The organism is Pandoraea pneumonica (assembly GCF_049918595.1).
GTDB lineage: Bacteria > Pseudomonadota > Gammaproteobacteria > Burkholderiales > Burkholderiaceae > Pandoraea > Pandoraea pneumonica_A.
In genome coordinates, this window is sequence record NZ_JBNCRZ010000005.1 from 66,536 (window position 1) to 81,221 (window position 14,686).

Annotated in this window: 14 protein-coding genes; 10 read left to right on the top strand and 4 right to left on the bottom strand. The window is 63.9% G+C overall.

The window, feature by feature from the left end:
- The first annotated feature begins 62 nt into the window (after positions 1 to 62).
- Entirely contained in the window at positions 63 to 1,127 is a 1,065-nt protein-coding gene (fba, locus tag ACPWR9_RS20390) for a class II fructose-bisphosphate aldolase (RefSeq protein WP_426300061.1), read from the top strand.
- A 34-nt stretch (positions 1,128 to 1,161) separates the two neighbouring features.
- Here the strand turns inward: fba and ACPWR9_RS20395 are convergent, their stop codons facing one another.
- The gene (locus tag ACPWR9_RS20395; RefSeq protein ID WP_426300063.1) at positions 1,162 to 1,713 is read right to left on the bottom strand and encodes a hypothetical protein; all 552 of its coding nucleotides are present in this window, start codon (positions 1,711 to 1,713) and stop codon (positions 1,162 to 1,164) included.
- A 121-nt stretch (positions 1,714 to 1,834) separates the two neighbouring features.
- Here ACPWR9_RS20395 and ACPWR9_RS20400 point away from each other — a divergent pair, with 121 nt between their 5' ends.
- From ACPWR9_RS20400 to ACPWR9_RS20420, 5 genes are read left to right on the top strand one after another with little or no spacing between them, the layout of a single operon-like run.
- Positions 1,835 to 2,842 carry a hypothetical protein gene (locus tag ACPWR9_RS20400; RefSeq protein ID WP_426300065.1) on the top strand — a complete coding sequence of 336 codons (1,008 nt, stop codon included), beginning with the start codon at positions 1,835 to 1,837 and terminating at the stop codon, positions 2,840 to 2,842.
- A gap of 49 nt (positions 2,843 to 2,891) precedes the next feature.
- On the top strand, positions 2,892 to 3,782 hold the full coding sequence (locus tag ACPWR9_RS20405; protein WP_426300630.1) for a phosphoribosylaminoimidazolesuccinocarboxamide synthase: 891 nt from the start codon (positions 2,892 to 2,894) through the stop codon (positions 3,780 to 3,782).
- Positions 3,783 to 3,796: 14 nt separating this feature from the next.
- Complete coding sequence (gene purE, locus ACPWR9_RS20410; RefSeq protein WP_426300067.1) at positions 3,797 to 4,303, top strand: 5-(carboxyamino)imidazole ribonucleotide mutase; 507 nt, start codon at positions 3,797 to 3,799, stop codon at positions 4,301 to 4,303.
- 40 nt (positions 4,304 to 4,343) lie between these two features.
- Complete coding sequence (locus tag ACPWR9_RS20415; protein ID WP_426300069.1) at positions 4,344 to 5,537, top strand: 5-(carboxyamino)imidazole ribonucleotide synthase; 1,194 nt, start codon at positions 4,344 to 4,346, stop codon at positions 5,535 to 5,537.
- A gap of 3 nt (positions 5,538 to 5,540) precedes the next feature.
- Positions 5,541 to 6,620 (top strand): L-threonylcarbamoyladenylate synthase, encoded by a 1,080-nt coding sequence (locus ACPWR9_RS20420; RefSeq protein WP_426300071.1) that lies wholly within the window; start codon positions 5,541 to 5,543, stop codon positions 6,618 to 6,620.
- Here ACPWR9_RS20420 and ACPWR9_RS20425 read toward each other — a convergent pair.
- A complete protein-coding gene (locus ACPWR9_RS20425) occupies positions 6,546 to 7,442 on the bottom strand; it encodes a sterol desaturase family protein (protein WP_426300073.1) in 897 nt (298 codons plus the stop codon). The two genes, ACPWR9_RS20420 and ACPWR9_RS20425, sit on opposite strands and share 75 nt — an antisense overlap.
- Positions 7,443 to 7,649: 207 nt before the next feature.
- A complete protein-coding gene (gene dacB / locus ACPWR9_RS20430) occupies positions 7,650 to 9,110 on the bottom strand; it encodes a D-alanyl-D-alanine carboxypeptidase/D-alanyl-D-alanine endopeptidase (RefSeq protein WP_426300075.1) in 1,461 nt (486 codons plus the stop codon).
- A gap of 433 nt (positions 9,111 to 9,543) precedes the next feature.
- Between dacB and ACPWR9_RS20435 the strand changes: the two genes are divergently transcribed.
- Positions 9,544 to 10,287, top strand: coding sequence for a response regulator (locus ACPWR9_RS20435; protein WP_426300077.1), 744 nt, complete (start codon positions 9,544 to 9,546; stop codon positions 10,285 to 10,287).
- Complete coding sequence (locus ACPWR9_RS20440) at positions 10,287 to 11,645, top strand: ATP-binding protein (RefSeq protein WP_426300079.1); 1,359 nt, start codon at positions 10,287 to 10,289, stop codon at positions 11,643 to 11,645. The genes ACPWR9_RS20435 and ACPWR9_RS20440 overlap by 1 nt, the downstream gene beginning before the upstream one ends.
- Before the next feature lie 97 nt (positions 11,646 to 11,742).
- Here the strand turns inward: ACPWR9_RS20440 and ACPWR9_RS20445 are convergent, their stop codons facing one another.
- Complete coding sequence (locus ACPWR9_RS20445; RefSeq protein ID WP_426300081.1) at positions 11,743 to 12,144, bottom strand: hypothetical protein; 402 nt, start codon at positions 12,142 to 12,144, stop codon at positions 11,743 to 11,745.
- A gap of 332 nt (positions 12,145 to 12,476) precedes the next feature.
- On the opposite strand from ACPWR9_RS20445, the gene ACPWR9_RS20450 reads away from it, so the two are divergent.
- The gene (locus ACPWR9_RS20450) at positions 12,477 to 14,024 is read left to right on the top strand and encodes a DegQ family serine endoprotease (RefSeq protein WP_426300083.1); all 1,548 of its coding nucleotides are present in this window, start codon (positions 12,477 to 12,479) and stop codon (positions 14,022 to 14,024) included.
- Between the two features lie 144 nt (positions 14,025 to 14,168).
- A complete protein-coding gene (locus ACPWR9_RS20455) occupies positions 14,169 to 14,615 on the top strand; it encodes a carboxypeptidase regulatory-like domain-containing protein (protein ID WP_426300085.1) in 447 nt (148 codons plus the stop codon).
- The last annotated feature ends 71 nt before the right edge of the window (positions 14,616 to 14,686 follow it).

Below are 14,686 nucleotides of genomic sequence, written 5' to 3' on the forward strand. Positions count from 1 at the left end.
TTATGAAGGGCACCCCTGGGTCGACGAAGATTTGCTTAATTTGTGATTCCAAGGAGAACATCATGCCCCTAGTCTCTATGCGACAGCTGCTCGATCATGCCGCCGAAAACGGCTATGGTCTGCCGGCCTTCAACGTCAACAATCTGGAACAGGTGTCCGCGATCATGGCCGCTGCCGACGAAGTCGGCGCGCCGGTGATCATGCAGGCGTCGGCAGGTGCACGTAAGTACGCCGGTGAGGCGTTCCTGCGTCACCTGATTTCCGCCGCCGTGGAAGCATATCCGCACATTCCGGTGGTGATGCACCAGGATCACGGCCAATCGCCCGCTGTGTGTATGGCCGCGATCAAGAGCGGCTTCTCCAGCGTGATGATGGACGGCTCGCTCGAAGCCGACGGCAAGTCGGTTGCCAGCTACGAGTACAACGTCGAAGTCTCGAAGAAGGTCGTGGAGTTCTCGCACTACATCGGCGTGACGGTGGAAGCCGAGCTGGGCGTGCTGGGTTCGCTCGAAACGATGAAGGGCGACAAGGAAGACGGTCACGGTGCCGACGGTACGATGACGCGCGAGCAACTGCTGACCGACCCGGATCAGGCTGCCGACTTCGTGAACCAAACGCAGTGCGACGCGCTGGCGATTGCCATCGGTACCTCGCACGGTGCCTACAAGTTCAGCCGCAAGCCGACGGGCGACATTCTCGCCATCGACCGCATCAAGGAAATTCACCGCCGCATTCCGAACACCCACTTGGTGATGCACGGTTCGTCGTCGGTGCCGCAAGAGCTGCTCGCCGAAATCCGTGAATTCGGTGGCGACATGAAGGAAACGTACGGCGTGCCGGTCGAAGAGATCGTCGAAGGCATCAAGCACGGCGTGCGCAAGATCAACATCGATACCGACATCCGTCTGGCCATGACCGGCGCGATCCGTCGTTATCTGTTCGAAAACCCGAGCAAGTTCGACCCGCGCGACTACCTGAAGCCGGCTCGCGAAGCCGCCAAGCTGGTGTGCAAGGCGCGCTATCTGTCGTTCGGTTGCGAAGGCCAAGCCGGCAAGATCAAGCCGGTGGCGCTCGATAAGATGGCCGAGAAGTACAAGAGCGGCGATCTCTCGCAAATCGTGAAGTAAATGAAGTGAGCATCAGACTTGGGGTCTTCGGATCTCAAGTTGCAGGCCCGGCCTTCGCCAGCACACGCTGGAACAGAAGCCGGGCCTTTTCTTTTGGCATCTGCAACTGGAATTTGCCTCCCAACTCCGAGCGGATGGTGGCCGTGAGCATCTCCACGCCGTCGACGATCAGTGTCATCGGCTCGTTCATGTGCTGCCGCGAGAAGTCGCGCATCCGGGTGGTGGCCCCCTCGCGCAGGCTTAGTGTGATGACCACGTCGCCATCGGGCGCCACCCCCTCGGCCTGCATCGGAAATTGGAGCCCCATGGTTTCGATATCCCGTGCCGCGTACAGCGCGAAGCGCGGGATCGCGTCGTCAGGTTCCGGTGTGGCGATGGCGATCAGGCGCGGCAGCACCGGGCGGTCGTCGGCATTGGCCGTAGTGGCCGCATTCGCCGCCGCAGCACCCGATGCGGCATGGGCCGGGGCAGGGCGATGTACCGGGGCGTGGAGATGCGGCGCGGGCGACGTCTGCGCCTCGACGACCGGGCTGACGAGTGCGATGACGGCTGCGATCACAACGGTGACGTTCGACGTGGTTGACATGGCAGCCCCTCTCCCGGGTGGACGTTTTCCATTGTAGGCGGCGTAACCGCCCCGCCAAGCAACGCAAACCCGACCCATGGCTGGCGATGGTCCTGCGTGCGTTTCTCCCTGACGAGCCGAAATGCCGCAGGTGGCATTCGAAAACCAAAGTCGCGATCTGACGGGCATGAAAGGCTCTCGAACCTCGATGACTTGGCCCGATCCTGATGGGGCCCCTTTGGAGCTTTCGATGCCGCGCATTTTTTCGTCCCTTTTTCGTCACCGTCCCCCTGTCGCACCCAACGTTCCCCACGACCCTCCTCGCGAGGCTGCACAGCCGATCAGCCTGCCCGTGCTTACGCTGGGCCGACTCGACGCGTTCCAGCAGGACGCCAGGTTGTCCGCGATGGATAAGACCGCTTGGATCGACGCATACGGCGTCAATCCGAAAACGCTGATTTGCGTGGACGGGCAATGCACGCGTTACGGTTTGCTGGCGTTCGGGGAATTTCAGTTCGTCGTGGGGCCGACGGCAACGCCAACCGAGGGCGTGGCCCTTACCCGAATCCTCATGACCCACCCCGAGATCGGCGCCATTTTTTGCGTCGAACCGGGTGCAATGCAGCATCCCGGCGAGACCCAGCGCTATCTTGCGCGCCCGGTGGGGCACTATCTCAAGCGCTTCGGCGAAGACGATCGAACGGCGCGCGGCGCAGGCAATATCGACACGCCGTTGCGCGATATCTCGAAAGTGGAGGGAAGTCTGGCCCATGTGAAATTCATGGAGTTCACCGGCATGGAGGACGGCGGCGCGGAGATTTCAGGCGCGACGCTCTGGCAAGCTGGCAAGGGCGTGGCCGATTACCTGCGCGAGAACCCGGGCAAGATCGCGCTGGTGTGCTCTGAGCAGGGAATATCAAGGCCTTGCGCCGTAATTGCCAGCGCACTGCTGCAATTGCAACCGACCGACCGGATGCGGCTCACCGTCGACGACATCGTCAGGCAGGTTGAGGTACAACGGGCGCGGCAGAGTTCGCATCACATCAACCAGGCGCGGGCGAGCTTCGATCAAATTGCCGAAGGCGCGGAATTCACGAGTCAACAGCCTAAGTCCGCGAACGCCGCCGAGGGGCGCGCAAGGCGCGTATAATTACGCCTTTGCCCTTCTGACATCGGGTCCCGCCGTGACTACCCCCGCCTTGAACGCCCTGTACGAATCCTCCCTCAAGAGCCTGCCGCTGCTCTCGCGCGGCAAAGTGCGCGATAACTATGCCGTCGGCGACGACAAGCTGCTGATCGTGACGACGGACCGCCTCTCGGCGTTCGACGTCATCATGGGCGAGCCGATTCCGGGCAAGGGCCGTGTGCTCAACCAGATGGCCAACTTCTGGTTCGACAAGCTCGCGCACGTGGTGCCGAATCACCTGACGGGCGTGACGCCGGAGTCGGTCGTCTCGGCCGACGAAGCCGCGCAAGTGGCCGGCCGCGCCGTCGTGGTCAAGCGCCTGAAGCCGATTCTGGTCGAAGCCGTGGTGCGCGGTTATCTGGCCGGTAGCGGCTGGAAAGACTATCAAGCCACTGGCGCCGTGTGCGGCGTGAAGCTGCCTGCAGGTCTGCAAAACGCGCAGCAACTGCCCGAGCCGATTTTCACGCCGGCTGCCAAGGCCGAGCTGGGCGAGCACGACGAGAACATCAGCTTCGACGACATGGTGAGCCGCATCGGCCGCGAGTTGGCCGAACAGATCCGCGAGATCTCGATTCGCCTGTACAAGGAAGCCGCTGCTTACGCCGCCACGCGCGGCATCATCATCGCCGACACGAAGTTCGAATTCGGTCTCGATGACGACGGCAAGCTGCACCTGATGGACGAAGCCCTGACCGCCGATTCGTCGCGTTTCTGGCCGGCCGATTCGTACGCCGTGGGCAGCAACCCGCCGTCGTTCGACAAGCAATTCGTGCGCGACTGGCTCGAGACGCAAGACTGGGGCAAGACCCCGCCCGCGCCGAAGCTGCCGGACGACGTCGTCGAGAAGACGGCCGCCAAGTACCGCGAGGCGCTCGAGCGCCTGACCGGCCAGCAACTGGCCTGAGCGGGACAGACACAATGACTGAGAAACAAGCCGTGGCGCCGCGCGTAGGCGTGGTGATGGGGTCCAACTCGGACTGGGAAGTGATGAAGAACGCGGCCGCCATTCTGGCCGAGTTCGGCGTGCCGTACGAGGCGCAAGTCGTCTCGGCGCACCGCATGCCGGACGACATGTTCCGTTACGCCGAAGCCGCTCGCGAGCGCGGGCTGGTTGCCATCATCGCCGGCGCCGGTGGTGCCGCCCACCTGCCGGGCATGATCGCCGCCAAGACGACCGTGCCGGTGCTGGGTGTGCCGGTGCCGAGCAAGTACTTGCGTGGCGAAGACTCGCTGCTCTCGATCGTGCAGATGCCCAAGGGCGTGCCGGTCGCGACGTTCGCCATCGGCGAAGCGGGTGCCGCCAATGCGGCGCTGTTCGCCGTGTCGATGCTCGCCGCCGACGACAAGGCGCTGGCCGACAAGCTCGACGCCTTCCGTGCCAAGCAGACCGAAGCGGCGCGCGGCATGACGCTGCCGGCGCTGTAACAACAAGACTGTCCCCGCACGCTTTCGCGCCTAAACGCTGATGAATCCTGCCTCCGCTGCGCCCATCCTCCCCGGTCAATGGCTGGGTATGCTGGGCGGCGGCCAACTCGGCCGCATGTTCTGTTTCGCCGCCCAGTCGATGGGTTACAAGGTCTGCGTGCTCGACCCCGATCCGCGTTGCCCGGCCGGTGCCGTGGCCGACCGCCTGATCGTGGCCGATTACCGCGATGAGACTGCACTGGCTGAACTGGCCGCGCTGTGTCCGGCCGTCTCGACCGAGTTCGAGAACGTGCCCGCCCAGTCGCTCGACTTCCTCGCACAAAGCACCACGGTGAGCCCGGCGGGCCGCTGCGTTGCCATTGCGCAGGATCGGGTGGCGGAGAAGCGCTTCATCGAAAGCTGCGGCGTGCCCGTCGCTCCGCATCTGGTGATCGAGTCGACCGATGCGCTGCACGCCATTGGCGATGCTGCCATCGAGACCGTGCTGCCGGGCATTCTGAAAACCGCCCGCATGGGGTACGACGGCAAGGGCCAGGTGCGGGTGAACACGCCCGCCGAAGCGCGTGCCGCTTATGCGGAAATGGGTGGCGTGGCGTGCGTGCTGGAGAAGCGCCTGGCGCTGGCGTACGAAGTCTCGGTGCTGAGCGCGCGTGGCGCGAACGGCGCTGTCGCGACTTACCCGCTCGCTCAAAACGTCCATATCGACGGCATTCTGGCGACGACCACGGTCCCGGCGCCCGATGCCGCACCGGCGCTGGCCGATGCCGCGCGTGCGGCCGCTGCGAGCATCGCGTCGCAAATGGATTACGTCGGCGTGTTGTGCGTCGAGTTCTTCATCCTCAAGGATGGCTCGTTGATCGCCAACGAAATGGCACCACGTCCGCATAACAGCGGTCACTACACGATCGATGCGTGTGCTGCGAGCCAGTTCGAACAGCAGGTGCGTGCGATGGCCCGCCTGCCGTTGGGCGAAACGCGTCAGCATTCGCCCGCTGTCATGCTCAACCTGTTGGGCGACGTGTGGTTCGACGGCGACGCGAAGGATCAACCCCGCGCCCCGGCGTGGGACGAGGTCGCGGCACTGCCGTCGGCACGTCTGCATTTGTATGGCAAGGAAGAGGCGCGTGTTGGCCGCAAGATGGGCCACATCACGTTCGCGGGCGCTTCGCTCGACGAGGCGCGCAAGGCCTGCGTCGCAGCCGCTGCCAGCCTCAACATCGCGCTGGAAGACTGAGCGATGACGTCGTTGCAGGCCCCTCGTATCGTCATGCCGTCCGATGAAGCCATCACACTGGCTGCCGAACAACTGGCAGCCGGCGAACTGGTCGCGTTTCCGACGGAGACCGTCTACGGCCTTGGCGGCGATGCCGAGAACCCGCACGCGGTCGCGGCCATCTATGCGGCCAAGGGGCGGCCTGCGAATCATCCCGTCATCGTGCATTTCTCGCCCGAGGGCGACCCCGGTTACTGGAGCGACGACGTGACGCCTGCCGCGCGCAAGCTCATGGACGCGTTCTGGCCCGGCCCCCTCACGTTGATCGTCAAACGCGCGCCGCATATTCCGGCGGCGGTGTCGGGCGGTCAGGATTCGGTCGGGCTGCGGGTTCCGTCGCATCCGGTCGCGCAAGCGCTGTTGCGTGAGTTCGCGCGCGTGAAAGGCGGCGCAAGCGGGCAGGGTGGTGTTGCGGGCCCGTCGGCCAATCGATTTGGTCAGGTCAGCCCGACCGCTGCACAACACGTTCGCGACGAGTTTGCCGGTCTGCCCGGTGTGACCGTGCATGTGCTCGACGGCGGCGAAGCGGCCGTCGGTATCGAATCGACCATCGTGGATTTGTCGCGTGGCTTCCCGGCGTTGCTGCGCCCGGGGCACATCACGCCGGAACAGATCGCCGAAGTGCTGGGCGAGATGCCGCGTTTGCCGGGGCAGGATGCGAATGCCCCGCGTGCTTCCGGCACGCTCAAGGCGCATTACGCGCCGCGCACGCCGCTGTATCTCTGCAACGCAGCGCAGTTTGCGCCCGCCTTGGCCGTGCATCCGAAGGGCGAGCGCGTGGCCGTGGTGGCCTTTGCAGGCACGCTGGCGGCGCTGCCGTCATCGGCTGGCGCCGAGGCACTGGCTGCGCTCGGCGATGGCGTGGTGACGTTCACGTTGCCGCCCACGCCCGACGCGCTGGCTACCGATCTTTACGCGCTGCTGCGCCGTCTGGATCGTGCGAACGTCACGCGCATTCTCTTCGAACGCTTACCCGACACGCCCGCCTGGGCTGCCGTCAACGACCGTCTCGGCCGCGCCGCGGCGGCGTTCGAGCAAGCCTGACGACCATTCCGGCGGCCCGAACAGGGCCATCCACTTGTTACGCCATCCCGGCAGCGTGAGCGCGTCGCGCGCCATCGCGCCCCATTCGTGAAACGTCAGCGTGATCGGATTGTGGGTGTGAATCTGATTCACGATGCCGTACTCGCACGGCTCCGCCTCGCTTTCTTCCACATACGAGCCGAACAGACGATCCCAAATGACCAGCACGCCCGCATAGTTGCGGTCGATGTAACGCGGGTTGCGTGCGTGATGCGCACGATGGATCGACGGCGTGTTCAGCACGTACTCCAGCCAGCCGAGTTTCGGAATGGCCTGCGTATGCACGAAGAATTGGAACGCGAGATTGAGCAGCACCACGCCGACGATCTGGATCGGCGTGAAGCCGATGAGCGCCATCGGCGTCCAGAACAGCCACATACCCGCCACGGGATACATCAGGCTCTGGCGGAAGGCCGTGGACAGGTTGAGCCGCTCCGACGAGTGATGCACGACGTGCGCCGCCCACAGCCAGCGAATGCGATGGCTCGCGCGGTGAAAGATGTAGTAGAGAAAGTCCTGCACGACGAAGAGCAGCAGGAAGCCGATCCAGCCCGAGGGCATCGTGTAGATGCGGTGGTGATCGTAGAGCCACGCGTAGAACGGCACGATGAGCAGCCACGCCAGTTTGTCCGCGCCCTGATGCATGAGCGCGAGCGTGGCGTTGCTCACGGTGTCTTTGAGGCTGTACATGCCCGGCCGGCGACGTCGCCAATACCACGCTTCGATGCCGATGCACAGGACGAACACGGGCGCGAGCGCCAGCAGAATCAACTCGACGTTCATGACCTCGCGTCTCCTCACGATTGGGTCATCTGACCGGCGTCTTTCCGTCTGAGCGGAAATGACGCCGATGAAGCGTCTATTATGAGGCCAATGTCACGTCGTGGCGCACCGGCTAGAGTGAATCCTCGAAAGGCGGCCGGTGGCGTTCAACAACACGGCAGAACGTGTCGTACGTGCCCGGCAGCCGTTGTGCCGGGCATTGTTCCCTTAGGGGGCGTTCTCGTACACCCACGAGATGAGTGCATCGTTGAACGCACGCGCGTTGTTTGCTTTCGCGTCGTTCACCAGCGAGACCACTACGTAGATGTCGCCGTTGCGCGTACCGACGTAACCGGCGACCGCGCGCACGTCGTCGAGCGTGCCCGTCTTGATGTGGGCATTGCCTGCCACCGGGCTGTTGGTCAGGCGGTTACGCATCGTGCCGTCCACGCCGACGGTCGGCATCGATTCGACCAGCACCTGCGCGGTCGGACTGTTGATCGCGTGCTGCAAGAGACCAGACAACTCGGCGGCGCTGATGCGTTCACGGCGCGATAACCCCGAACCGTTTTCCACCACCAGCCCTGGCATCGACAGATCGTTCTTGTCGAGCCAGCGACTCAGCGCTTCGCGCGAGCGCGTCACGCTGGCGGGCGTGCGGCCATCGGGCGGCAGGCCCAACGTCAGGAACAACTGGCGCGCCATCACGTTGTTGCTGAACTTGTTCATGTCGTGCACGACTTCGGCAAGCGTTTGGCCGCGATGCGTGACGAGCAACTTCGCACCCTGCGGCACGACGCCAGAACGCACATTACCGTTGAACTGGCCGCCCGAGGCTTGCCACAGTGCGCGGAAACCGCCGAGGAAGAAGCGGTCGCGATCGGGGGCGGCCACGCTCCAGTCTTTCTCGTCGCAAGCGGCCGGATACGTCCCGGCGAAGCGCGCCACATAGCCGCCGTCGGGGCTTTGATTGATGGTCGGGTGGAGACGCGTGAGCCAGTCGCCGCAGTTGCCAGCGTCGGTGTAAGCGATTTCGTTCGCGACTTGCAGATTCGCCAGCGGCGGCAGCACGTTCACGTTGACGGCGCCGTTCGGCCCCGCCGAGAAGTTGAACGACATGGCTTTGAACGAATACAGCAGCGCGTCGGGTGCCACGTTGTACGGCCGGTCGTCGCCACCGTCGATGGCGTCGGTGGCGCCGATGTCCGAGCTGTAGGCCGAACGATCGAGAACGATGTCACCGTTGATGTTGTTCACACCGGCGTTATGCAACTCCGCGACGAACTTCTCCATCTCTTCGGGCACGAGCTTCGGATCTCCCGTGCCCTTGAAATACAGATTGCCGTTGAGCGTGCGCCCGTCGAATTGGCCGTCGGTGAACGCTTGTGTGCGCCACCGATAGTCGGGGCCGAGCGTGTCGAGTGCCGCGATGGTCGTGACGAGCTTCATCGTCGATGCCGGGTTGCGCGGCACCTTCTCGTTCATCGAAATCAGCGGTGCTGCCAGACGACCGCGCGTTTGCAACGGATTGTCGACCTTCGCCACGAGCACGCTAACGTGACCTGCGGGCACTTTGCTCGCAGCGAGCAAGCGCGCCAGCGGAGCGGGCAGCGGCGCATGGCTCGGCGCGGCGGCAGGCACCTTCGGGGTCTTGTGCTTGGCCGGTTTGGCGTACGCAGGAGCGCTCATCGCGGCGGCTACGGCAAGTGCTGCGCAACCTGCCACGCATCGCATGGCGAGCGCAGACGGGAGCTTCGCGGTGCGCAAATCGGTGTGTAAGGCGGATGGTGAAGCAGATCGTGAAGCGAAACCTGACGTGGAGGCAAGCGGCGAGCGGGCGAGGCGAGAGCGGCGGAAGACGCGCATGACGGGCGGTGTTCTCCAGTGTTACGCGCAGCGAAACCGTGCGAGGCATCGTGTTCAATGCGAGACAGATGCGGGGCAATACGGTGGCGGCGGGCGAAGCGGTAATGTGTTCGGCGCGCGGTGGCGAGCGTCTGACGCGCACCGTGCAATGTCCGCCATTGTAAGTCGGGCATGCAACGAACTGTCGCTACAATGGGTCGAAAATCGACGAGATGTCACTCACAGGCAACAACGCCGCGACATCGGGGCCAGACACATGCGAATTTTATTGGTGGAAGACGACGCGATGATTGCCGCAGCAGTGATAAAAGGGCTGCGGCAGGACGGCTGGACGGTCGATCACGTCGACGACGGACAACGTGCGCTCGATGCGTTGTCGCTCGAGCGCTACGACGCGCTGTTGCTCGATCTTGGACTGCCGCGCCGCGACGGCATCGACGTGTTACGTACGTTACGAGCACGTGGGCAAACGTTGCCGGTGCTCATCGCCACCGCGCGCGATGCGGTGGCTGATCGCGTCAAGGGGCTCGACGCGGGCGCCGACGATTACCTCGTGAAACCTTTCGATCTGGATGAACTGGCTGCGCGCTTGCGGGCGCTAGTGCGGCGTCAGGCTGGACGCAGCGAGCCGTTGCTGCGCCACGGCGGCATTGTGCTCGATCCGGCCACGCGGCAAGTGAGTTGCGACGGCACGCCAGTGGTGCTGTCTGCGCGCGAATATGCGGTGCTCGAAGCGTTGCTTAACCGGCCCGGCGCGGTACTTTCCAAGTCGCAGCTCGAAGAACGCATTTACGGCTGGGGCGAAGAAATTGCGAGTAACACCGTGGAAGTGCATATCCACGGGCTGCGCAAGAAGTTGGGGGCCGACGCCATCCGCACCGTGCGTGGCGTGGGGTACATGATGCCGGTACAGGGGACGCAAAGTGCTGCGGCGGGAAATGAGGCAGGAAACCCGGCAGGAAGCGGGGCAGCCCACGCGGCAACGCCGGAGGGCAAGTGATGCGCTCGATCCGTCGCCGTCTCCTCGTTGGTCTGCTGCTCACGCTGGTCGCTGCGCTGGTGCTCGCAGGCATCGCCATCTTCCGTCAGGCGCGTACTGAAGCCAACGCGCTCTTCGATTTCCAGTTGCAGCAAATGGCGTTGTCGTTGCCCGCCGAGCCGTTCTCCAGCGTGCCGGGCGACCATAACGACGCCGGTGGCCTGGTCATTCAGATATGGAGCCGAAACGGCGTCGAGCTTTACTACTCGCACCCGCGTACGCCGCTGCCGCCGCGCGCTGAACTGGGTTTCACCACGGTGCAGACACCCGAAGGCGATTGGCGTGTGTACGCCGCGCTCGTGGGGGATAACGTCGTGCAATTGGCGCAGCCGATGGTGATTCGTGATTCGCTCGCGGTCTCGATGGCATTGCGCACGTTGTTGCCGTTGGTGATCGCGATGCCGATTCTCGCGCTGCTTGTGTGGATCGTTGTCGGACGCGGGCTACAACCGCTGCGACGTGTGACGCGAGCCCTCGATGCGCGTGCCCCCGGCGCGCTTTCCGCGTTGCCCGAAGCTGGGTTGCCGGATGAGGTTCGCCCGCTCGTGCGTGCGCTCAATAGTTTGTTGGGGAGACTTGATGAGGCGCTTGTGCAGCAGAAGGCATTCGTTGCCGATGCGGCACATGAATTGCGTACGCCGCTCGCGGCTTTGCAACTACAAGTGCAGTTGCTGGAGCGCGCGCATACCGATGGGGAACGTGCTGAAGCGATGCGCGATCTGCGCGAAGGGGTGCGTCGTGCGTCGCATCTGGTCGCGCAGTTGTTGACGTTGGCGCGTCAGGAGCCGGATGCGGCGCGTGCCGCGGGCGCGTTTGTCGATCTGCCGCTCACGCCGTTGTTGCAGGACGTGGTCGCGCATCATGCAGCGTTGGCCGTCGCGCGGGGCATCGATCTGGGGCTGGACGCGCCGGATGCTATTGCCACACACGCTCGTGTGCACGGTGACGTCAATGCGCTGCAAACGCTCTTCGGCAATCTCGTCGATAACGCGCTGAAGTACACGCCGAACGGTGGACGCATCGATGTGCGTCTCGCGGGCGCCAGCCCTGCTGTGGTGGAGATCGAAGACACTGGCCCGGGCATCGCACCTGCCGAGCGAGAGCGCGTGTTCGATCGCTTTTTCCGAGGTGGCGAAGGCGAGTCGGCAAAGGCGGGCGATGCGCGTGCAGAGGGCAGCGGACTCGGTCTCGCGATCGTGCGCAATATTGCGCAAGCTCACGGCGCACGCGTCGAGTTGCTCGATGCCCACAGCGGTCATGGCTTGCGCGTGCGAGTGAGCTTCGATGGAGCGGCGTCCGGCGTACCGCCTGCGCTGTGAGGCGTGAACGCTCGTAAAGCGGGCGCGGCGCCACACCGCGCCGCGCTGCCGCGGAATGTCAAACCTTATCCGCGCTTACCCATATTCGGATTCGCAATTACCCACGCGTCACGTTGGTGACCTTGTCGTTCTCGATAGTGAGCGTGCGGCGCTCGGGCCGGTGATCGCGCGTGAGGGGCATCGGCTTGCCGTCTTGTTCGCCAATGCGCCACGGGCAGCCCTTGAGCATCGACTTCGCTTCAGGCAGCGACTTGCCGACAATGGCGTTGTCTGCGGGTGTCTCCGAGGTGCAGTTGCCTTGGGCTTGCTGCATGCCTTGCGAGCCTTGCATACCTTGCGCTTGCGTCGAATCGGCCGGACCTTGCGTGCCCATGCCGTTGCCATGCGTGCCATTGCCCGGTGCGGCTTGCGCAGAAAATGCCAGCGCCATACCAAGGACGAAGCCTGCGGTGCCGATAACGCGCGTGGCGCGGCGAAGCGTCGAGTCAGTGGTTTGCATCGTAATGCCTCCTGAGTGCGTGAACTTACGGAACGTGCGGCGCGGAATCGCACCACCTTGCCACCGTAGTCAGCGGGACACGCCAGAGGCAAGACGAACCGCACGAGCGTCTCTATCAAACGGCTGCCATCGTGACGCATAGCGATCAGAATCGCGTCGCAATGCACTCAATGTGTGACATTCCCTAAGATTCGCGAGAGATCGAATCCAGTGCGATTAGATGACCGGTTCAAGGTTTTCGCGTCTTCAGGTTGTCCGCCTTAAGGTTGACTTAAGGGAGCCTCTCTACGATCACAGTCATGTCAAACGTGGTCGTCTGGAAGGAGAGACTCATGCAGACCTCAAAGCTCACTCGTACGTTGGTTGCTGGCGCTGTGCTCGTCGCATTGACGGGCGGTTATGTCGCGGGTCGTCAGCACTGGCAGGCACCGCTCGCGTCGGACGTGGTCTCCGACGCCAACGCCGCGCTCCCTGCGGCCGCTAGTGCGCCGGCCGTGGTAAATACGGCGAATACCGCGCCCCGTATGCTCGTGCCGGACTTCTCGCAACTCGCGGAACAATACGGACCGGCCGTAGTCAACATCAGTGTGACGCACGATGGGAAACCTTCTGCGAGCCGTGGCGCCTCGGCCATGCCGATGCCGCCGGGCATGGATCAGAACGATCCGTTGTTCCAGTTCTTCCGCCACTTCTACGGCGCGCCAGGTAACGACGGCGGCGACGGCAACGACGATGGCGGCAGTGCCGATAGCGGACCGACGCGCAGCCTCGGCTCGGGCTTCATCGTGAGCCCGGACGGCTACATCCTGACCAACGCGCACGTCGTCGACGATGCGAGTCAGGTGACGGTGAAACTCACCGACAAGCGTGAATACAAGGCAAAGGTCGTGGGCAGCGACAAGGCGAGCGACGTGGCGTTGCTCAAGATCGCCGCCACGAACTTGCCGACGGTAAAGATTGGCGATCCGTCGAAGTCGAAAGCCGGTGAATGGGTGGTGGCCATTGGGTCGCCGTACGGTTTCGACAACACAGTAACGGCGGGCATTGTGTCGGCGAAGGCGCGTGCGCTGCCCGACGAGAATTACACGCCGTTCATTCAGACGGACGTGCCGGTCAACCCGGGCAATTCGGGCGGGCCGCTGTTCAATCTGAACGGCGAGGTCATTGGGATCAACTCGATGATCTACTCGCGTACCGGCGGCTTCCAAGGCTTGTCGTTCGCCATTCCGATCGACATGGCGATGAAGGTCAAGTCGCAGCTCCAGCAGTACGGCAAGGTGAGCCGGGGCCGCATCGGTGTGACGATTCAGGAAGTGAATCAATCGCTGGCGAAGTCGTTCGGTTTGCCGAAGCCGACAGGGGCGCTCGTGTCGTCGATCGACAAGAACGGCCCGGCGGCGAAGTCCGATCTCAAGGCGGGCGACGTGATTCTGGCGGTCAATGGCGCGACCATCGACGATTCGGTGCAACTGCCCGAGAAGATCGCCGATATGCGCCCGGGACAGACGGCAACGTTGACGGTCTGGCGTAATGGGGCGCAGCAAACGGTGTCGGTGAAGGTCGCCGCGCTCAGCGAGAAGAAGGACGTTGCCAGTGCCGACGATTCGGCCACGCACGGACGGTTGGGGCTTGCGGTGCGCGAACTCTCGCCGGACGAAAAGCGTGCTGCGCAGGTGACGAACGGGCTGCTGGTTGCCCGTGCGGGCGGCCCGGCGGAACAGGCGGGTGTGCAGGCGGGCGACATCATCTTGTCGCTCAATGGGACGCCGGTAACGAGCGCCGCGCAGTTGAGCGACAAGCTCAAGAAGGCGGGCAATAATGTCGCGTTGCTTGTGCAGCGCGACGGGCAACAGATTTTCATCCCGGTCGATCTCGGCTAAGGCGAGTACCCGCCGCCGAGGGCGGCACTCGCGGGATGCCACGCACTACCTTGTGTGCCGGCGCGGCGGCGGTGTCATCGCAGAGATACCGCAACCGTGCCGGCACGATCCGGCATCGTGAAGTCATGAAACGGGAGGTCGAACATGTGGCAACAATGGCAACGCTGGTCAGTGGCAGGTGCCACAGCCGCAGTGCTGGCGAGCAGTCTGGGCGGTATCGGGCTGGCGCACGCGCAGGGTGGCAATCTGCCGCAAGAGATGCAGCAGGGCAACGTGACGTATGTGTCCGGCGGCATCGATAGCGACGAATCTGGCGCGTTCAAGCGCGCCGCAGGCGGCTGGCCGCTGTCGATCGAGATGGCGGCACGCGGCGACGGCGCGAACGAGTACGTGGCCGATGCGCAAGTGCAGATCACGCGCGGTGGCACCACGGTGCTCGACGCACATTCACGGGGTCCGTTCATGCTGGTGAAGTTGCCTGCGGGCGACTACACCGTGAAGGCGACCTACAACGGCAAACCCATGACGCGGGAAGTGAAGGTGCCTGCGAAGGGGCATGCCACGGCAACCTTCTTGTGGCCGCACGATTGATGTGCCGAACGATCCGCAGCCACGGATGAGGGCGTCACCCAGGCAGTACCCGCAGTACCTGTAGTACCCGT